This is a genomic window from Halopseudomonas sp. 4NH20-0008 (assembly GCF_057548395.1).
Map to the genome: position 1 here is coordinate 207694 of NZ_BAAJMD010000002.1, position 18778 is coordinate 226471.

General features: G+C 60.2%; 17 protein-coding genes. 8 read left to right on the forward strand and 9 right to left on the reverse strand.

The window, feature by feature from the left end:
* Positions 1-81: 81 nt before the first annotated feature.
* Complete coding sequence (locus AC27HQ_RS03150) at positions 82-1050, forward strand: ABC transporter substrate-binding protein (protein WP_487154455.1); 969 nt, start codon at positions 82-84, stop codon at positions 1048-1050.
* Between the two features lie 3 nt (positions 1051-1053).
* The gene (locus AC27HQ_RS03155; RefSeq protein ID WP_487154457.1) at positions 1054-4536 is read left to right on the forward strand and encodes an EAL domain-containing protein; all 3483 of its coding nucleotides are present in this window, start codon (positions 1054-1056) and stop codon (positions 4534-4536) included.
* Positions 4537-4540: 4 nt separating this feature from the next.
* Here the strand turns inward: AC27HQ_RS03155 and AC27HQ_RS03160 are convergent, their stop codons facing one another.
* On the reverse strand, positions 4541-5440 hold the full coding sequence (locus AC27HQ_RS03160; protein ID WP_487154459.1) for a hypothetical protein: 900 nt from the start codon (positions 5438-5440) through the stop codon (positions 4541-4543).
* A gap of 169 nt (positions 5441-5609) precedes the next feature.
* On the opposite strand from AC27HQ_RS03160, the gene AC27HQ_RS03165 reads away from it, so the two are divergent.
* Positions 5610-6197, forward strand: a complete 588-nt coding sequence (locus AC27HQ_RS03165; protein WP_487154460.1) for a DUF4136 domain-containing protein — start codon at positions 5610-5612, stop codon at positions 6195-6197.
* Positions 6198-6204: 7 nt separating this feature from the next.
* Here AC27HQ_RS03165 and AC27HQ_RS03170 read toward each other — a convergent pair whose 3' ends face one another.
* From AC27HQ_RS03170 to AC27HQ_RS03190, 5 genes are all read right to left on the reverse strand, one after another.
* Positions 6205-7695, reverse strand: a complete 1491-nt coding sequence (locus tag AC27HQ_RS03170) for a helicase HerA-like domain-containing protein (RefSeq protein WP_487154461.1) — start codon at positions 7693-7695, stop codon at positions 6205-6207.
* A gap of 88 nt (positions 7696-7783) precedes the next feature.
* The gene (locus AC27HQ_RS03175; RefSeq protein WP_487154463.1) at positions 7784-8332 is read right to left on the reverse strand and encodes a cupin domain-containing protein; all 549 of its coding nucleotides are present in this window, start codon (positions 8330-8332) and stop codon (positions 7784-7786) included.
* Positions 8333-8423: 91 nt separating this feature from the next.
* A complete protein-coding gene (gene alr / locus AC27HQ_RS03180; RefSeq protein WP_487154465.1) occupies positions 8424-9494 on the reverse strand; it encodes an alanine racemase in 1071 nt (356 codons plus the stop codon).
* A gap of 55 nt (positions 9495-9549) precedes the next feature.
* On the reverse strand, positions 9550-9906 hold the full coding sequence (locus tag AC27HQ_RS03185; RefSeq protein ID WP_487154467.1) for a RidA family protein: 357 nt from the start codon (positions 9904-9906) through the stop codon (positions 9550-9552).
* Positions 9881-11176, reverse strand: coding sequence for a D-amino acid dehydrogenase (locus AC27HQ_RS03190; RefSeq protein WP_487154468.1), 1296 nt, complete (start codon positions 11174-11176; stop codon positions 9881-9883). The genes AC27HQ_RS03185 and AC27HQ_RS03190 overlap by 26 nt, the downstream gene beginning before the upstream one ends.
* A gap of 146 nt (positions 11177-11322) precedes the next feature.
* Here AC27HQ_RS03190 and AC27HQ_RS03195 point away from each other — a divergent pair, with 146 nt between their 5' ends.
* Positions 11323-11817, forward strand: coding sequence for an AsnC family transcriptional regulator (locus tag AC27HQ_RS03195; RefSeq protein ID WP_487154469.1), 495 nt, complete (start codon positions 11323-11325; stop codon positions 11815-11817).
* Between the two features lie 58 nt (positions 11818-11875).
* Entirely contained in the window at positions 11876-13174 is a 1299-nt protein-coding gene (locus AC27HQ_RS03200) for an NAD(P)/FAD-dependent oxidoreductase (RefSeq protein ID WP_487154470.1), read from the forward strand.
* 40 nt (positions 13175-13214) lie between these two features.
* Here the strand turns inward: AC27HQ_RS03200 and AC27HQ_RS03205 are convergent, their stop codons facing one another.
* Positions 13215-14549, reverse strand: a complete 1335-nt coding sequence (locus AC27HQ_RS03205) for a ribonuclease J (RefSeq protein WP_487154471.1) — start codon at positions 14547-14549, stop codon at positions 13215-13217.
* 162 nt (positions 14550-14711) lie between these two features.
* Between AC27HQ_RS03205 and AC27HQ_RS03210 the strand changes: the two genes are divergently transcribed.
* Positions 14712-15305: a hypothetical protein gene (locus AC27HQ_RS03210; protein ID WP_487154472.1), complete on the forward strand. Its 594-nt coding sequence runs from the start codon at positions 14712-14714 to the stop codon at positions 15303-15305.
* A complete protein-coding gene (locus AC27HQ_RS03215) occupies positions 15302-16216 on the forward strand; it encodes a DUF1853 family protein (protein WP_487154474.1) in 915 nt (304 codons plus the stop codon). The genes AC27HQ_RS03210 and AC27HQ_RS03215 overlap by 4 nt, the downstream gene beginning before the upstream one ends.
* Here the strand turns inward: AC27HQ_RS03215 and AC27HQ_RS03220 are convergent.
* Positions 16198-17427 (reverse strand): nucleoside recognition domain-containing protein, encoded by a 1230-nt coding sequence (locus tag AC27HQ_RS03220; protein WP_487154475.1) that lies wholly within the window; start codon positions 17425-17427, stop codon positions 16198-16200. The genes AC27HQ_RS03215 and AC27HQ_RS03220 overlap by 19 nt on opposite strands.
* Positions 17428-17547: 120 nt before the next feature.
* On the opposite strand from AC27HQ_RS03220, the gene AC27HQ_RS03225 reads away from it, so the two are divergent.
* A complete protein-coding gene (locus tag AC27HQ_RS03225; RefSeq protein ID WP_487154476.1) occupies positions 17548-17955 on the forward strand; it encodes a DUF1330 domain-containing protein in 408 nt (135 codons plus the stop codon).
* On the opposite strand, the gene AC27HQ_RS03230 is transcribed toward AC27HQ_RS03225, so the two are convergent.
* Positions 17858-18733 (reverse strand): N-acetylmuramoyl-L-alanine amidase, encoded by an 876-nt coding sequence (locus AC27HQ_RS03230; protein ID WP_487154477.1) that lies wholly within the window; start codon positions 18731-18733, stop codon positions 17858-17860. The genes AC27HQ_RS03225 and AC27HQ_RS03230 overlap by 98 nt on opposite strands.
* Positions 18734-18778: the final 45 nt, after the last annotated feature.

Sequence of the window (18778 nt, forward strand, 5' to 3'; positions counted from 1 at the left end):
ATGCCAGCGATTCTGTGCAATACTCAGAGGGTGTAACAGCCCCTGACAGGGCTCTCTTGAACAGTTATGGGTCAGGTGCCGATGCACAGACGCCGTTTTCTCAGCCTGCTGGGTCTTTCCACACTGTTGGCGGCTGTGCCGCTGACAGTCAGTTGCAGCAGTGACAGCAGCCTGCGTATCGGCATCCATCACTGGATTGGTTACGGTACTTTGCATCTGGCCCGGGATTTTCGCTGGTTACCACGCAGCGCCAAGCTGGTTCAAGGCAGCAGTTCAAAGGAGTCGCTGGCGCGACTGCTGGCCGGTGATGTGGATGCCGCCTGCCTGACCCTGGATGAGGCCTTGGGTGCCAGTGCCAGCGGCCTGCCACTGACCGTTGTGCTGGTCTTTAACGTGTCTGCCGGTGCTGACAAGTTGCTGGTTCGTCCGGACATCCGTTCCTTGCCGGCATTGGCAGGGCGGCGTCTTGGTTATGAGGAGGGTACCCTGTCAGCCTTGATGCTTCAGGCCATCCTGGCTGAGGCTGGCCTGTCGCGCTCGGAACTGCAGCTGCTGGCGATACCGCTGGACCAGCAGCTGGACGCCTGGTCCTCTGGTCAGGTGGACGCGATGATCAGTTATGAGCCGACCGCCGGGCTGATTGAGGCCAGCGGTGCGCAGACGCTGTTTGATAGCCGTCGTCTGCCGGAAACCATCTTTGATGTGCTGGTGGTGCGCAATGATCGCATCAACGCCCGCGCGGATACCCTGCGGGCGCTGTTAGTCAGTCACTTTCAGGGCTTGGAGCATATCCGTATGAACCGGCAGGATGCTATCTATCGTCTGGCTGGTTTACAGGGAATCCCGCCGGCCATGATCCAGCAGGCGCTGGCCGGCGTGGTTTTTCCCAGCCGCTCAGCCAACGGTAATTATCTTTCCGCCAAAGACAGCCGTTTGCGCAGCGCTGCTGAGAAGATCAGCGTTTTGATGCAGGAACAGGGGTTGCTGCCGCAGCCAGTGGTAATCGATAGCCTTTTCAGCAGCCGCTGGCTGCCCGATCCCGGTGTTTGAACCATGCGCCGACTGCTGTGCTTGCTGTTGAGCTGCCTGGCGTTACCGGTCAATGCCGCACCGGATCTGGTGCTGGGGGTTTTTGCCAGCGGTCCGGTCGAGCGCTTGCAGGCACGGTATGAGAGGTTGGCCGTCTACTTGTCCGAGGCGCTGGGAGATACCCAGGTGCGGCTGCTGGTGCTGACCCAGGCTGAGCTGGACGAGCATATTGCCCTGAATGCGGTGGATCTGTTGCTGACCAATCCCAGTCACTACAGCATTATCCGTCATCACAATGCGCTGACCGGTGCTCTGGCAACCCAGGTGGTGCAGTACCAAGGCGAGTCTACCCAGGCCGTTGGCGGTGTGATTCTGGTCCCGGCTGACTCGGTCATTGAAAGCCTCGCGGATCTGTCCGGCAAACGCATTGCGATTCCGGGCGAGCATTTCCTCGCGGGTTACCAGGCGCCTGTATACGAGTTGATGCAAGCTGGTGTGGCCCTGCCACAGAAAGCGCAGTTAATGGTTGCCGGACACCATGTTGGTGTTATTGATGCGCTGTTGGCGGGTGAGGTTGAGGTGGGCTTTGTTCGAACTGGTGTGCTGGAGTCGTTCATCGATCAGGGCCTTATCCCGCCGAACCGTTTGCGGGTGATCAACCAACAGCGTTTGCCGGGCTATCCCTTTGCCGTGTCTACCCGTTTATATCCGGAGTGGCCGTTTTTTGCCCTGCCGCACGTTGATCAGCAGCAGATTCGCAAGATAGTGGCGGCGCTGCTGGCGCTTGAGCCGGACCATCCGGCGGCCGTTCAGGCCGGTATTGCCGGCTTTGTACCGCCCAGTGATTATCTGGCCGTCGAGCGCCTGGCGCGCACCCTGCGCGTGCCCCCCTTTGATGCCTTGCCGGAATTTACCCTGCTTGATGCCTGGCACAAGTACCGCAATTGGCTATCGGCGCTGGCGTTGCTGTTGCTGCTCTTTGCCCTGGCGATGCTCGGTCTGGTCATGCAGAACCGTCGGGTACGCAACAGCCAGCAGGACCTGCGTCTGCAGCGCAAGCGTTTGCAGGAGGTGATTCGCGGTACCGATATCGGCACCTGGGAATGGGATATGCGCACCGACCGGCTGGTGATCAACCCGCGCTGGGCGAGCATGCTCGGGCGTGATCCTGCAGCGCTTGAGCCGCTGTCCATGCAGGACTGGGTAGCACTGGTGCACCCCGAGGATCGGGCGCGTTTTCGCCAGGCCATGGATGAGCATGTGTTGGGCGCTGCCGATGCTTTCAGTTGTGAGTACCGTTTGCGCCACGCCAGTGGCGAGTGGGTCTGGGTCAGCAGCAGTGGGCGGATTGCCGAGCGTGACAGTCTGGACCAGCCCTTGCGCATGTCCGGAACCCAGCAGGATGTCAGTGCCCGCTATTTGGCTGAGCGGCAACTGAAATTGGCGGCCAGTGCTTTTACCCATGCCAGCGAAGGCATCATGATCACCGACAGCGAGGGTTTGGTGATTGATGTCAATGAAGCTTTCAGCCGTATTACCGGCTTCAGCCGGTCCGAGGCGCTTGGGCAGTTGCCCTTGTTTCTGCGCTCCGATCAGGATGACGAGCCTGTGCATCAGGAACTCATGCGAGCGCTACGCGAGACCGGAGAATGGCAGGGTGAAGTCTGGAATCGGCGCAAGGACGGCGAGCGCTTCGCCGAAAAGGTTAATATCAGCAGCGTGTATGACGAGCATGGTGAGCGTTTGCACTATATCGCGCTGTTTTCCGATATCACCGCCAGCAAACTGCATCAGCAGGAGCTGGAAAGCATTGCCCACTATGACCGCCTGACCGGGTTGCCGAACCGTGAACTGCTGGTTGATCGCATGCAGCTGGCAATGCAGCTGGCGCGTCAGCAGGATCGGCTGTTGGCGGTGGCTTGCCTGGATCTGGATGGCTTCAAGCTGATCAATGATCGTCACGGTCACGAGGTGGGTGACCACCTTCTGGTCGAACTCGCTGCGCGCATGCGCCAGATCATGCGTCCGGAGGATACCCTGGCACGCCTCGGCGGTGATGAATTCATCCTGGTGCTGACTGGCCTGGATCAGGTATCCGATTGCCTGCCGATACTGGATAACCTGCTCACGCTGGTAGCCCGTCCGGTGGTCATGGATATCCTCATGCCGGCGCTGACCGCCAGTGTCGGCGTCAGTTTATTCAACCCCGGGGATGATATGGATGCCGACCAACTGCTGCGTTATGCCGATCAGGCGATGATCAATGCCAAGCAGGCTGGCCGTAATCGCTATGAGTTGTTTGATCATGTTCAGGAGCATGCCCTGCAAGCGCGCCAACGGGCCCTGCAGGATATCCGTGTAGCGCTGACAGAAGAGCAGTTCTGCCTGTTCTATCAGCCCAAGGTGAACATGCGCACCGGTGCTCTGGTGGGCGTCGAGGCCTTGATCCGCTGGCAGCATCCCGACCTGGGCCTGCGTAGCCCGGCCGAGTTTCTGCCGGTGATCGAGGGTCAGCGGTTGGGTCTGGAGGTTGGCGAGTGGGTGATGCGCACGGCACTGTGCCAATTTCATGCCTGGCGCGCGGCCGGAGTGCATGTGCCGGTGAGTGTGAATGTGGCAGCAGATCAACTGCAGCAAGTGGATTTCATCGAACGGCTGGACAGCTTGCTAGCGAACTTTCCGGCCCTGCCTGCCGGTGCTCTGGAGCTGGAAATCCTCGAGTCTAGTGCGCTGGACGATATGCAGCACGTTGGCCAGGTGATTGATGCCTGCCATGCACGCGGTATCACGTTGTCGCTGGATGACTTTGGTACCGGGTACTCGTCCCTGACCTATCTGCGTCGCCTGCCCGTGGATGTGCTGAAGATTGACCAGAGCTTTGTGCGGGATATGCTGGATGACCCCGATGACCTGGCGATTGTGGCCAGTATCATGGGTCTGGCTCGCTCTTTCAGTCGCCCGGTGATTGCCGAGGGGGTTGAGACCATCGAGCATGGAGAGCTGCTGCTGTTACTGGGCTGTGAGCAGGCGCAGGGCTATGGCATCGCGCGACCGATGCCGGCGGATCAGGTGGCAGCCTGGATTGCCAACTGGCAGCCGGCCAGCCAATGGCGAACCTTTTTCCCGCGGTTACTGGATGCCCGTGCGCAATCGCTGCTTTATGCCGAGGTGGAACTGCGCGGTTGGCTGAAAAGTGTCGAGCATTTTGTGTCCGGCAAGAGCCCGGTCCGCCCGCAGTTGGATGCGGCCGCCAGTCGTTTTGGTTCCTGGTATCTGGCTTTTGCCGAGAAATACTTCAGGCAGCATCCGGCCTTGAAACCGATGAAAGCCCTGCATGCCGACATCTACCAGCAGGCGGCTACGCTGGTGGCGCTGGCTGATGCGGGCCAGTGGCAAGGTGCCGAGGCCGGGTTGGCTGGAGTCAGTGCCTTGAGTGATACCCTGCTGTCGCGGCTGCGCGAGTTGCTTGAGGATGTTGCCACTGGCGTACGTGACGCCCAGGCCTGAGGGGTTAAAAGATCACTTCGCGGGTTTGTCGGGCCACGTAATAGGCTTTCAACTGCGGCTCGAAGGCGCTCAGGGTTTCTTCCGGCATCCACTCGCGATACATCTCGACCATGGCCTCGGGATCAGTGGCCATGATGCGAATGGCGGCATCGATGCGTCGGGCCATGTCCAGCCCCCAGGCGTTGCGCGTGCAGTAGATACCCGACTCGATCAAACCGCGATCCTCATCAATCGGCACGGACAGCAGGTTATTGTCCTCGTCCATCTGCTTGACTACGGCGCGGGTAATGCTGGCCAGCTCAAAGGTAAAGTCAATGCGACCGTGGCTGACCATCAACAACAGGTTTTCGCCGCTCTGGGAACCGCTGACCCGGTATCCGCGGTCGCGTTGTTCCAGCAGGGGGTACCATTCTCGGACCGCCCCAGGATAGGTGCGAAACTGTGATATGCCACCACGTAGCGTGGTTTCATCCAATAACCTGTTCAGGGACACGCGGCCATCCACCAGTGGGTAAGCAGCAAGCTCGTCCCGGCGAATGACCATCTGGATGGGTGTACTGCCGAGAAAGGGAATGAAATAGCCGTTCTGATCAGTGTCTTCGCGGCGAAACAAGGGCGCCGAGCAAATATTGTGGCCTTGCTCAAGGCGGTATTGCTGGCGTGGCCGGTTGGCCAAATGATAGGCCGGCTTAAGGTCGGGCAGATGGGACATCAGTTTTTCGATGGCGAAAAAGCTCAGGCCACTGACGGGTTTCTCCCCGTCCAGAATGACATTGCCAGGTATCGGCCACAGCGTCCACTCCAGCGTATTGTCCTGTGCCGGTAGATGCTTCGAGAAGAGTGACAGGCCTGCCAGCAGGCCAAAGGCAAGTCTGCGCAGGGAGCGGCCAGCCGGGTGTATCATGGCGTACTCCAGCTTTTATGATTATGAGTAAAGAGTAGGTCATCTGCTCGAATTTGGCTCAGTTTTGAGCCAATCAATCCCCTTCAAACGCGGTCTTGCCGGACAAGGCAGAACCTTTATTCGTCCTTGAAGTCGAATCAGTTGACTCCTTTTATTGCGGAACACCGCCATGTGGACCTTGATACCGCTGAATGCCGCCCGATCTGCCGCCCTGGTTTTGGCTGCGCTGGCACTGCTTGGCTGCCAGACAGCCGCCGTTGTACGCGACTATGACCTCAACCGTGACTTCACCCAGTACCGTGACTGGCGCTGGGCTGATCCGGCTGTCAGTTATGCCCCTGCGGGTGATCCGCGCATTGAAAGTGATCTGACGACCCAGCGCGTGCGAGATGCGGTCAGTGGTCAATTGGATGTGCGCGGTCTGCGCCCGGCGCTGAACCCGGCCGAGGCCGACTTGCAGGTCAGGGTGTATGTCATCAGTGAGCTGCGCAAGGATAATGTCACCACCAGTTACGGCGGCTTCTTTGGTGGTTATTGGGGCGGTGGCTGGGGCGGCGGGCCGGGCTTCAGCGAAACCCGTTCGGTAGATTATCAGGTACTGACCCTGCAGATTGACCTGCTCGATGGTCGCGACGGACAGCTGGTCTGGCGTGGCAGTGACGAGCAGCAACTGCGTTCTACCCCGTTGACGCCGGTGCAACGCAGCGAGCTGATTCAGACCCTGGCAACCCGCATTCTGGGCGGCTTTCCGCCCTAGATCTGACCTAACGACCGCGCAATGACCCCAGCAGGCCGCGCATGATCTGTCGGCCCAACTGAGTGCCTATGGTGCGCATGGCGCTGCGCCCCACCTGCGTGGCGATATCACCCAGTACCGATTTTTCTGCCGCAGGCCGGCGTGGTTGCCGTGCTTCGGACTGGCGGCGGGTGACCACGGTTTCCTCGGACAGTGCGCGGGCCGCCTGCTGCTGCAGGATTTCATAGGCTGACTCGCGATCCAACTGTCGATCAAACACCCCGGCCAGCACCGAGCGCTGCAACAGGGTGCTGCGCTCCTGGTCGCTGATTGGGCCCATCTGACTGGCCGGTGGCCGGATCAGCACGCGCTGCACGGGTGTAGGTACGCCCTTGCCGTCGAGCACCGATACCAGGGCTTCGCCCACGCCCAGTTCGGTAATGGCGCTTTCGGTATCCAGCCCCGGATTGCTGCGAAAGGTCTGGGCTGCAGTGCGCACGGCCTTTTGATCCTTGGGGGTAAAGGCCCGCAATGCGTGCTGCACGCGATTGCCCAGTTGCCCAAGAACGGCTTCGGGCACATCCAGCGGGCTCTGGGTGATGAAATAGACCCCGACACCCTTGGAGCGGATCAGCCGGACCACCTGCTCGATACGATCAACCAGACTCTTCGGCGTATCCTTGAACAGCAAATGGGCCTCATCAAAAAACAGCACAAAACGCGGTTTATCGGCATCCCCGACCTCCGGCAGTTGCTCGAACAGCTCAGACAGCAGCCAGAGCAGAATGCTGGAGTAGGCCAATGGACTGTCGCGATACAGGCGAGAGGCATGCAGGATATTCACCACGCCTTGCCCCTGCTGATTGGTCTGCATGAAGTCGTCCAGGGTCACCGCCGGTTCACCGAACAGCTGATCGCCGCCAAGGCTGTCGAGATTCAGCAGTGCACGCTGAATGGCACCGATACTGGCCGGGGAGACATTGCCGTACTTGGGCCCAATCTCGCTGCGGTTGTCGTTGACATAGGTGAGCATGGCGCGCAGATCCTTGAGATCGAGCAGCAGCCAGCCATTCTCGTCGGCGACCTTGAACAGCACCTGCAGAACGCCGCTCTGGGTCTCGTTCAGATTCAGTAGACGCGCCAGCATGATCGGGCCGAAGTCGGCCATGGTCAGGCGCAGGGGGTGACCGTGCTCACCGTAGACATCCCAGAATACCGTCGGTGCACCGTTCAACTGCAGATCATCCAGGCCCACCTGGGAGGCCCGCTGTTGCAAGCGCTCACTCATGACGCCGGGTTTGGCGATCCCGGAAAAGTCGCCCTTGATATCCGGCACCAGTACCGGCACACCCATATCCGAAAAGGCCTGGGCCATGATCTGCAGGGTGATGGTTTTGCCGGTGCCGGTCGCGCCGGCCACCAGTCCGTGACGGTTGGCCATGCGCGGCTCTATGGCCACGCGCAGCGAGCTGTTGGCGCCAAGCAACAAGGGTGACGGGTTGGTATCGGTCACGGGCATACTCCACAAGGTGTAATCAGCCGAGTGTAAACAGCTTGGTACTTGCAGGTGAAGTTGTATTTTGCGCGTGGGCCAGAGGCGGCCAACTTCAGAAGTTGGCCGGGGTGGTCGCGCTGATCAGCACGCAGGGCTCGTCAAAGGGATTGCGGAAGCGGTGTGGCTGGCTGCTGTCAAAGTAGTAGCCGTCACCACTTTCAAGCACAAAAAGCTCCTCGCTGACGGTCACTTCAAGGCGTCCGCTGACCACGATGCCGGCTTCTTCGCCTTCGTGATTGAGCATGTCAGGGCCGGTATCCGAGCCAGGCGGATAGGTTTCATTGAGAAAGGAGAAGGCGCGATTGGGGTGGCCCTTGCCGACCAGTTTCATGGTCACTTCGCCGGTGCCAATGTCGAGCAATTCATCGCCGCGGTATATGACCTTGCGCTGGGCATCCTGCTCTACTTCGAGGGAAAAGAAATCCACCAGTGACATGGGAATGCCGGACAGTACCTTCTTCAAGGAGCTGACCGAAGGGCTGACACTGTTTTTCTCGATCATGGAAATGGTGCTGTTGGTCACACCAGCGCGCTTGGCCAGCTCACGTTGGGACAGGCCCTTTATTTTTCGAATGGTCTTGAGGCGGGCACCGACATCCAAGTTGTAATCCTCCAGGAAGCAACAGTCACACTTTAAGTGTGGGGATGATTGCACGCCCGTTCAGAATTTTCAACACGCTGACCTGCCCGCTTCAGCCTTGATAGCGGCGCGGGACGCGGTTCAGATTGCAAAACAGCTGGTAGGCGATGGTGTCGGCATGGGCAGCCACCTCACTGGCCAGCAGTTGCTTGCCCCATAGCTCAACCTTGCTGCCCAGGCCGCTACCTGGCAGATCTGTCAGGTCAAGGGTCAGCATATCCATGGAGACCCGGCCAATCAGTTGGCTGCGTTGGCCATCAACCATTACCGGCGTGCCGTCCCGGGCATGCCGTGGATAACCGTCGGCATAACCCATGGCAACCACGCCAACCCGGGTCGGTCGCTGGGTGATAAAGCGCGAACCGTAGCCCACCGGCTCGCCGGCTGGCAGGTCGCGCACGGCAATGATCGTGGACTCCAGCTGCATGACCGGTTGCAGTTGGCTGGCCAGATCCTGCGGAAAATCGAAGGGAGTCGCGCCATATAGCATGATGCCCGGGCGTAACCAGTCAGCGTGGGCCTGAGACCAGGCCAGTACGCCGGCGGAATTGCACAGGCTGGCCGCGCCGCCGAGACCGGCGATGGTCTGCTGAAATAGCGCCAGTTGGGTTTCAGTGCGACCGCTGTCGGGCTCATCGGCGCGGGCGAAATGACTCATGCTGGTCAGGCTGGCGACCTGGCTGGCAGCCTGCAATTGCTGCCATGTGGCCGCATAGTCAGCTGGATTGAAGCCAACCCGGTGCATGCCGCTGTCCATTTTCAACCAGATGTGCAGTGGCTCAGCAAGCCGGGTTTGCAGCAGCTGCGACACCTGTTCGGCATGGTGCACTACGGTCCAGAGCTTGTGTTCGACCAGCAGTGGCAGCTCGTTCGGTTCGAACCAGCCCTCCAGCAGCAGAATCGGGGTTTGAATGCCGGCCGCGCGCAGTTCCAGGGCTTCCTCGATCGAGGCCACGGCAAAGGCGTCGGCATCGGCTTCCAGGGCTTTGGCGCAGGGCACCGCGCCATGTCCGTAGGCATTGGCCTTGATCACTGCCAGGGCACGGCGGCCGGAAAGCGATTTGGCCAGACGATAATTGTGCCGCAGGGCATTGAGGTCGATCAGAGCGTGGGCTGGGCGCATGCAGGTGTCTATATGAAATGGGGCGGAGCACCCTGCTCCGCGAAGGCCTAGGGTATCAGAGCGCGGCAATCACCGACATCTCGACCCGTATCTCCGGCTCACAAAGTCGGGCTTCAACGGTGGCGCGAGCAGGTGCGCTGCCGCTCGGCAGCCATTGATCCCAGACGCTGTTCATGGCGGCAAAGTCGGCGTCGATATCCTTCAGGTAGATGGTCACCGAGAGCAGCCGGGTCTTGTCGGTACCGGCGTCAGCCAGACGCTTTTCGATTTCCGCCAGCGTGCTGCGGGTCTGTGTCGCGGCATCGGCCTGCAGATCGTCGTCAGCGGCTACCTGACCGGCCAGATAGACGGTGTTCTGATGAATGACGATCTGGCTCAGGCGCGCATCAGTGTGCAGACGCTGGATGGGCATAGCGGTGTTTCTCCTTGGGTCGGGTATAGCGGTCCAGGCCGAGTTCGCAGTTGACCGCCAGGCGGTTGCCGCTGATCAGATCGGCCAGCAACTGGGCAGAGCCGCAGGACATGGTCCAGCCCAGTGTACCGTGGCCGGTATTCAAATACAGGTTGGCCAAGGGGCTGGCGCCGATAATCGGCGTGCCATCCGGGGTCATGGGCCGGAATCCGCTCCAGAAGCTGGCTCGACTGCTATCCGCACCGGCCGGGAACAGGTCATTGACCACCATGCTCAGGGTAGCCTGGCGGGCCGGTTTGAGTTGTGTATCAAAGCCTGCCAGTTCGGCCATGCCGCCGACCCGAATACGTTGCTCAAAGCGTGTCACGGCGACCTTGTAGCTTTCGTCCATGACCGTTGAAACCGGCGCCATGGCCGGGTTGCTGACCGGCAGGGTCAGGGAGTAGCCCTTGACAGGATAAACCGGCAGATCAATTCCCAGTGGCCGCAGCAGCTGTGGCGAGTAGCTGCCCAGCGCCAGCACGTAGGCATCCGCCTGCAGGCGCTGGCCATCGACGCGCACGGCGTTGACGCGGCCGCTATCGGTTTCCAGCGCTTCAATTCGACTGTTGTAACGGAACTGCACGCCAGCCTCGGCACAGCGCGCCGCCAGTCGGGTGGTAAATAGATGACAATCGCCGGTTTCATCCTGGGGCAGCCGCAGACCGCCTGCCAGCGGGACTGAACTGGCGGCGAGTCCGGGCTCTATGGCCACACAGCCGGCGGCATCCAGCAGCTCGTAGGGCACGCCGCATTGCTCCAGCACAGCGATATCCTTGGCCGCCGCGTCCAGTTGTTTATTGCTGCGAAATAGCTGCAGGGTGCCCAGTTGACGTTGCTCGTAGTCCAGGCCGGTGTCATCACGCAAGGCGATCAGGCAGTCGCGGCTGTAGTCGGCCAGGCGCATCATGCGTGCCTTGTTGACCTGGTAACGGGCCGTGGTGCAGTTGCTCAACATGCGCAGCATCCAGCGGTACTGATGCGGGTCGCCGGTGGGTGTGATGGCCAGGGGGGCATGTTTGGCCAGCAGCCATTTGATGGCTTTCAGCGGCACGCCGGGGGCAGCCCAGGGCGCGGAATAGCCAGGCGAAATCATGCCGGCGTTGGCAAAACTGGTTTCCAGTCCCGGGCCGGGTTGCCGGTCGATCACGGTAACCTGATGCCCCGCGCGTGACAGGTACCAGGCGCTGGTGATACCGATGATGCCGCTACCGAGAATCATGATGTGCATGACAAGTCTCCCGCCTACCGAAATCAGCTTTAAATCCTTGTGGACGATATTGCTATTCTAAGGCGGCTAGAGCATGGTCATGTTTTGAATAAAGTGTGAAATGCAGAAATTGAGTCTGAATAAAATTTGATTTACAGGATTATTCTATGAAAACACGCAGAGCCTCGAGTCGTGAGCTGGACAAGATTGATCGGCATATCCTGCGCCTGCTGCAGGCCGAAGGGCGGATGTCCTATGTCGATCTGGGTGAGCGTGTGGGCCTGTCGACCACGCCGTGCATGGAACGGGTCAAGCGTTTGGAGCGGGAAAAATTCATTCTTGGCTACGGTGCCCGGCTTAACCCGCAAAAACTCGAGGCGAGTCTGCTGGTCTTTGTCGAAATCAGTCTGGCATCCAAGTCGGCGGATATCTTTGACGAGTTTCGCCGGGCGGCCATCAAGCTGCCACAACTGCTGGAGTGCCATCTGGTATCGGGTGATTTTGACTATCTGATCAAGGCACGGATTTCCGAGATGACCTCCTATCGACAGTTGCTTGGCGATATTCTGCTCAAGTTGCCGGGGGTGCGTGAGTCGAAGAGCTATATCGTCATGGAAGAGATCAAGGAGAGTCTGGCGATTGTTGTGCCGGAGGCCGATTAGTGTTTATGCTGATGTCAATTTTTATTGACATTAATCCATGATTTCACACGGCCAACCCATGTCCCTGACCCATACTGACCAGCACGCACCCTCCTACTACGCCGCCAGCGTCAACCGCCAACTGGCCTTTGCTCCATTGCAGGGTGAGCAGCAGGCTGATGTGTGCATCATTGGTGGCGGCTTTACCGGCCTTAATACCGCAATCGAGTTGGCCCAGCGCGGACTCTCGGTGATTCTGTTGGAGGCACATAAGCTTGGCTGGGGGGCCAGTGGTCGCAATGGCGGGCAGCTGATTCGTGGTGTTGGCCACGATCTTGATCAGTTTCAGCGGATCATCGGCGCCGATGGCGTTCGCGATCTCAAACTGATGGGCATTGAGGCGGTGCAGATTGTGCGCCAGCGCATCGAGGACTTTGCCATCGACTGCGACCTGACCTGGGGCTACTGTGATCTGGCTAACAAGCCGCGTCACCTGGAGCAGTTTGCCGCCGAGCGTGAATCGCTGCTGGCGCTGGGTTATGAGCATGACATGCGTATGGTCGCGGCCCAGGATATGGCCAGTGTGGTTGGCTCCGAGTGTTATGTCGGCGGCATGGTCGATATGGGCTCGGGGCACCTGCATCCGCTTAATCTGGCACTCGGTGAAGCGGCGGCAGCGGCCAGTCTGGGCGTGCGTCTGCACGAGCAGTCAGCGGTGACCCGTATCGAGCTGGGTGCCAATCCGGTGGTTCACACCGTCCAGGGTCGGGTCAGGGCCGGACAACTGGTGATTGGCTGCAACGCCTATCTCAAGGATCTGCATCCACAGCTCAGCAGCACCGTGATCCCCGCCGGTAGCTATATCATTGCGACCGAGCCACTGGGTGATGCGCTGGCGGCTGAACTGATCCCGCAGAACATGGCGCTGTGTGATCAGCGTGTGGCGCTGGATTACTACCGGCTGTCTGCTGACAAGCGCCTGCTGTTTGGCGGTGCCTGCCATTATTCCGGACGTGACCCGGCGGACATCGCCGCCTATATGCGGCCGAAGATGCTCAAGGTCTTCCCGCAGCTTGCGCAGACGCGGATCGACTTCCAGTGGGGTGGGATGATCGGCATAGGTGCCAACCGCCTGCCGCAGATCGGCTGCCTGCCCGGTCATAGCAATGTATTCTATGCCCAGGCCTATTCGGGTCATGGGGTCAATGCCACCCATCTGGCGGCGCGGATACTCGGCGAAGCCATCAGCGGTCAGGCCAGTCGCGGTCTCGAGCTGTTCAGTCAGGTGCCGCATATGGCTTTCCCCGGCGGTCAGCGCCTGCGCGCGCCGCTGCTGGCGCTGGGGATGATGTGGGAAAAGCTCAAGGAAGCAATCTAGGCCTTGAGCCTGATGGTGGGACCTGAGGTCGGCTTTGGCGTCAGCGAGCTATCTCAACCAGGCCCCAGGGTAGCTCGGCGACCTTCGCCGGTTGCCCGCTGAGGTCAATCAGGTCGCCGTTGTTCGGCACCAGTCCGCCCAAGCCCAGACTGCGGGCAAAGTCCCGATGTGCCTGCTGGTGATACAGCTCACCGTGCACCGGCAGCAGGTACCTGGCCTTGAGCCAGCCATACAACTGACGCAGATCTTCCTGGGGTGGATGGCCCGAGGCGTGGATCGGCGCCATATCGTCATCGATGACCTGAATCCCCTGCTGCTTGAGTCCGGCCTTGATACGCTCCAGGGCAACTTCATTGCCGGGAATCAGGCGCGAGGAAAACAGCACACAGTCGCCCGCTTCCAGGCTCAGGTGTGGATGGCTGCCGTTGGCCAGCCGTGCCAGTGCCGCAGCCGGTTCACCCTGACTGCCGGTGCAGACCCAGAGTTGTTGCTCACGGGGCAGAAAGCCCAGCTCCCAGGGGCCGATAAAGCCGGGCTGACCCTGCAGATAGCGGTGTGCTCGACCGGCGCTGTGCATGGTCAACAGACTGCGGCCCAGCAGACTGCTGTAGCGGCCGGTATCAAAGGCAATTTCCGCCAGACTGTGCAGGCGCGCCAGGTTGCTGGCAAAGCAGGTCACCACCACCCGCTTGCTGCAGCCGCGAATGGCGTCCAGCAGGCCGTTCTGTACCCATTGCTCGGAGCGGCTGGCACCGGCCACCGGAGCATTCGTGGAATCGCCAATGATCACGTCAACGCCGCCGCGGCCAATCGTCTGCAAGCGGCTTTGGGCGGTCAGTTCGCCGACCAGCGGCTGGGCGTCGAGCTTCCAGTCACCACTGTGGTACAGCCGCTTGCCGGCGACTTCAAGCAGAATCCCATGGGATTCGGGGATCGAATGGGTAACGGGTATCCATTCAGCCTGAAAAGCGCCGATACCTATGGGTTGCAGCGGCTGGATTTCAATCAGTCTTGGCCATTCGATAGCCGGATCGAGCTTGTTGCGAATCAATCTGGCGGCGAAGGGGCTGGCATAAATCGGACATTTGAGTGCCTGCCAGAGATGTGGAATGGCGCCAATGTGATCCTCATGACCATGGGTGATCAGTAGCGCGGACAGGGTGATGTCGTGCCGTTCCAGGGCGGCCAGACTGGGCACTGAAACCTGATTGCCACCGGCTTCTCTGGATTGCAGGGCAAAGCCGCAATCAACGGCGATCCATTGACCTCCGGAGCCGAACAGGTAGAAGTTGGCGCCGAACATGCCTGCACCACCCAGGGCCAGAAAAAACGGGCCGGTTTGGCTGTGCAGTTGTTCGAAGCGGGGTGCTGGCATGGTCGATTCCGTCAGACTGAATGACGTTCAGCTTAACAGTCGGCCCAAGGACCCGGCCAGTGCAGTGAGGAAACAGGGCATTTCAATCCTTGCACTTGTGCATGGCATTGGCGACCCTAGTGACAGCCTTTCCCCAGGAACAGACAATCTCGGAGTTCCGGCATGACCCCTACCCTGCTGAGGTTTGAGTGCAGCGCCTGCGATTTCCAGCATGAGTACCTGCTCGCCGGACAGCCGCGTCAGTATTGCAGCGATGACGGTAAACAACACTGGCCCCTGCGTGATCAGCCGGGCTGGTGTGCCGACTGCCAGGCACTAGTGGCCATGGAGAGCCTGCCCACGGCCGAGTATCAGGCGGTTCTGGTCAAGCAGTTGCTGTGTCTGCGTCTGGATCTGGCCAACCTGTTGGCGGCGCATAAAGTTCAGCGCCGCTGGTGGCAATGGCGGGCCCGGCCCATACCGGGGCTGGCTCAGTTGGAGCAGCAGATCGAGACGCAGGAAGCGGAACTGGCTGCCTGCCGGTCCTTGCGTGAGGCCTTGTCGGCGCGTGATGCCGGTCCGCATTGTCTAGCCTGTGGTTCGGAGCAGGTCGCGCCAGTGCCCTTGGGACCGGCCGAGGCGACACCCAGGGAACTGGGCATTGAACATCCAGGTTGTGGCGGGGAAATGAGCCTGTCGCATTTAACCACCGTGCAGGGATCAAGCCCGCCGGTTGTGCAATACGATTTGCAGGGTCGGCGCTGCGTTCTGACATGAAAGTGTTCCAGGTTCCTCCGCTGACAGCGCTGCAGACCCCGGCAGTCCGGCATTTGGCCTGGCTGCTGCAAAGTCCGCAATTGATCATGGGTTCCGATGTGTTTGTCCCCGGGCAGTGGCTAACTGAGCAGATGCTTGAGCGTCTGTTGGCCTGGGATTGCCGGCCCGAGTCTGCCCCGGACTTGCTCCAAGCGATACCGCCGCGACGACTCGGGCTGTATTTCGAAAGTCTCTATGCGGTACTGATGGCGGATCTGCTCGGTTGGCGCCTGCTGGCGCGTAATCTGCCAATCCGTGAGCTGGGACGTACTCTCGGGGAACTGGATTTTGTTCTGCTCAATCCGCACAGCGGCGAGATCGAGCACCATGAGGTGGCTATCAAGTTCTACCTTGGCTATGCCGCCAGTGTTACCGATGCAGCCCGCTGGTATGGCCCCAATCCGCACGACCGGCTGGACTTGAAAACGACCAACCTGCGTGATCATCAGGTCCTGCGCAGCGCTCTACCAGCGGCTCAGGCCGTGCTGGCAGCGCAGGGTATCAGTGCGCCTGTGCAGCGGCGCCTGTGCATGCCAGGCTATCTGTTTTATCCGCTGGACAGTGACATCGATCCGCCAGATCAGGCCGATGCGGGCCATTGCCGGGGCAGCTGGGTGTACCGCGATCAGGTTCATCGGCTAGACACTGCGGATTGGTTGCCGCTGCTCAAGCCGCACTGGATTGGTCCCTGGGTTGATAGCCAGGGCCCAGATCCACAGGCGGTGCAAGCCGCTCTGCAGCAGATCGATAGCAGCGCCACCCCACGGCTGTTTGCCCGTTTGCAGCGCTCAGATTCAGGCCCGTGGTGCGAGGCCGAGCGCTTCTTTGTGGTGCCGCCGCATTGGCCGAAGGATCAGCCAAAGAACCAGTAGCACACGCCAATGGCGGTCAGCATGCCGGCCAGGTCAGCCAGCAGGGCGCAGCCCAGGCCATGACGTATGCGGGTGATACCGACGGCGCCAAAGTACACCGCCAATACATAAAAGGTGGTTTCAGTGCTGCCCTGAAAGGTCGCGGCCATCAAGGCCGGAAAACTGTCGACACCAAAGGTGTTCATGGTTTCGATCATCATCGCCCGGGCGCCGCTGCCAGACAGCGGTTTGACGAAGGCGGTGGGAAGCGCATCGATAAAGCGCGTATCCCAACCGAGTCCTTCAATCAGCCAGCGAATCCCGTCCAGTCCGGCGTCCAGCACACCGCTGGCGCGTAGCACGCCAACGGCTACCAGCATGGCGACCAGAAAGGGCAGCAGCGAAATGGTAAAGCTGAAGCCTTCCTTGGCGCCTTCGATAAAGGTGTCGTAGACCTTGACCTTACGTAGGGCGGCGATACTCAGAAAGGCAATCACAATACCGAACAGGGTCAGGTTGCCGACCAGGGTCGAGGTGGCGGCCAGTGCCTGGGCAGACATACCGGCCAGCGTCGTCAACAGCAGACCGAGAGCCAGTCCACCGGCGCCCAGGTAAGCCAGCACTACCGGGTCCCATAGCCTCAGACGCTGCATGAAGGCGACGCTCAGCAAGCCGACCAGGCTGGAAGCGGTGGTGGCCAGCAGTATCGGCAGGAACACGGCAGTCGGATCGGCGGCACCTTGCTGCGCGCGGTACATGAAAATGGTTACCGGCAGCAGTGTCAGGGACGAGGTGTTGAGCACCAGAAACAGGATCTGCGCATTACTGGCGGTGTCCTTGCTCGGGTTCAGGCTTTGCAGGGCGTGCATGGCCTTGATGCCGATCGGTGTGGCGGCATTGTCCAGGCCGAGAATATTGGCGGCAAAGTTCATGCTGATATGCCCAAGCGCCGGGTGGCCGCTGGGCACCTCCGGCATCAGGCGGCGGAACAGCGGGTCAAGTACGCGTGCAAGGAGGTTTATCAGCCCGGCCTTTTCGGCAATCGCCAGAAAACCCAGCCACAGAGTCATGGTGCCAACCAGTACCAAGATGATCTCGACGCTCAGCCGGGCCATGTCAAACAGGGCGGCGACCAGTCGACTGAACACCTCGGCATCACCCAAGCCCAACCATTGCCACAGGGCCGCGGCAAAGGCAGCCAGAAAGAAGCTTAGCCAGATTCCATTTAGCATGCGGGTCGGGGTGTCCTGTAGAAGACGAATTAATCCTGTGTCATTCTAGCGGGCATTGGCACTGGAGGTCAGTCTTGCAAGCGGTTCATAATGAACTTTTGTCCAACAAGGAAGATAACCATGCCCAGTCTCAACCCGGCTCCAGGCAGTATCGAGGAGATGCTTGCCAAGGTCCCTGCCGATACCCCGATTCTGATGCTTAACCTGCTGCGCTTCAACGCCCAGGCCCAGTACCCCTCTGAGAGTGCCCATGCGCCCTGTTCCGGCCGCGAAGCCTACGGTCGATATGGCCAGGTAGCCGGCCGCAAGGTGGCCGAAGCCGGCGGCCGGGTGCGCCTGCAAACCCGTGCCCTGCATGCCCTGATAGCACCCCAGGGTGAAAACTGGGACCAGATGCTGGTGGTGGAGTACCCCTCCATTGCGGCCTTTCTCACCATGCTGGCTGATCAGGAGTACAGTGCGGCCACTGTGCATCGGACCGCGGCATTGATGGATTCTCGGCTGATTTGCACAGTAGAGCCGAATTAAGCAAATCCGGCACCAGCGCTGCCAGTATGGCGGCGCTTTCGACATCCGGTTGACCGTCAAACCGGCTTGGCCTGAAGCGCATCTGAAAGGCGGCCAGGACGTTGCGGCTGACCACGGCCTGGTCAGCCGTCCCCTGCAGACTGAAGCCGAGTTGTTGCAGACCCTGCTCAAACCACACCATGGGTGGCGTCTGACCTTCCAGCCGGCGCAGATTGTCTGCCACTCGCTCCGCTTCTGGCCACACCGCTACACCCGCCTCGGCCAGGCGATGCCAGGGGAACAGTGGACCGGGGTCTACCTTGCGTTGGGGTGCCACGTCGCTGTGGCCCAGCACGTGCTCCGGTCCCAGGCCATGACGCTTGAGAATGTCCTTGAGCAAGGGAATCAATACCTCAACCTGTGCCTCTGACCAGGGATGCCAATAGCGACCTGCAGGCCCATCGGTATAGCCAGGGTGGACTATTTCGATGCCAATTGAGCTGCCGTTCAGCCAGGTTCGACCCTGCCAACTGCTTTCGCCCGCATGCCAGGCACGCCGGTCTTCATCGACCAGGCGGTAGATGGTCGGCTGGGTATCAATCAGGTAATGGCTGCTGACCTGACCCACGGTCAGGTGTTGCAGGGCACGATCAAAATCCGAGGAGGTGTAATGCAGGACCACGTACTGCACACGACTGTCGTGGTTCTGCGAACTGTAACGGGTATCGATCACCGGGGCACGGTTACAGCCGCCCAACAGGACAGTCGCCAGAAGCACAACAATCAGACCACGCCACATCACTTTCCCGTCCTCAAGACCAGCACCACAGGAGCCTAGCATGCA

Excerpts from the sequence above, each read along its gene's own strand:
- AC27HQ_RS03150 (WP_487154455.1), top strand. The coding sequence starts at position 82 with ATGCACAGACGCCGTTTTCTCAGCCTGCTGGGTCTTTCCACACTGTTG.
- AC27HQ_RS03155 (WP_487154457.1), top strand. The coding sequence starts at position 1,054 with ATGCGCCGACTGCTGTGCTTGCTGTTGAGCTGCCTGGCGTTACCGGTC.
- AC27HQ_RS03160 (WP_487154459.1), bottom strand. The coding sequence starts at position 5,440 with ATGATACACCCGGCTGGCCGCTCCCTGCGCAGACTTGCCTTTGGCCTG.
- AC27HQ_RS03165 (WP_487154460.1), top strand. The coding sequence starts at position 5,610 with ATGTGGACCTTGATACCGCTGAATGCCGCCCGATCTGCCGCCCTGGTT.
- AC27HQ_RS03170 (WP_487154461.1), bottom strand. The coding sequence starts at position 7,695 with ATGCCCGTGACCGATACCAACCCGTCACCCTTGTTGCTTGGCGCCAAC.
- alr (WP_487154465.1), bottom strand. The coding sequence starts at position 9,494 with ATGCGCCCAGCCCACGCTCTGATCGACCTCAATGCCCTGCGGCACAAT.
- AC27HQ_RS03185 (WP_487154467.1), bottom strand. The coding sequence starts at position 9,906 with ATGCCCATCCAGCGTCTGCACACTGATGCGCGCCTGAGCCAGATCGTC.
- AC27HQ_RS03190 (WP_487154468.1), bottom strand. The coding sequence starts at position 11,176 with ATGCACATCATGATTCTCGGTAGCGGCATCATCGGTATCACCAGCGCC.
- AC27HQ_RS03195 (WP_487154469.1), top strand. The coding sequence starts at position 11,323 with ATGAAAACACGCAGAGCCTCGAGTCGTGAGCTGGACAAGATTGATCGG.
- AC27HQ_RS03200 (WP_487154470.1), top strand. The coding sequence starts at position 11,876 with ATGTCCCTGACCCATACTGACCAGCACGCACCCTCCTACTACGCCGCC.
- AC27HQ_RS03205 (WP_487154471.1), bottom strand. The coding sequence starts at position 14,549 with ATGCCAGCACCCCGCTTCGAACAACTGCACAGCCAAACCGGCCCGTTT.
- AC27HQ_RS03210 (WP_487154472.1), top strand. The coding sequence starts at position 14,712 with ATGACCCCTACCCTGCTGAGGTTTGAGTGCAGCGCCTGCGATTTCCAG.
- AC27HQ_RS03215 (WP_487154474.1), top strand. The coding sequence starts at position 15,302 with ATGAAAGTGTTCCAGGTTCCTCCGCTGACAGCGCTGCAGACCCCGGCA.
- AC27HQ_RS03220 (WP_487154475.1), bottom strand. The coding sequence starts at position 17,427 with ATGCTAAATGGAATCTGGCTAAGCTTCTTTCTGGCTGCCTTTGCCGCG.
- AC27HQ_RS03225 (WP_487154476.1), top strand. The coding sequence starts at position 17,548 with ATGCCCAGTCTCAACCCGGCTCCAGGCAGTATCGAGGAGATGCTTGCC.
- AC27HQ_RS03230 (WP_487154477.1), bottom strand. The coding sequence starts at position 18,733 with ATGTGGCGTGGTCTGATTGTTGTGCTTCTGGCGACTGTCCTGTTGGGC.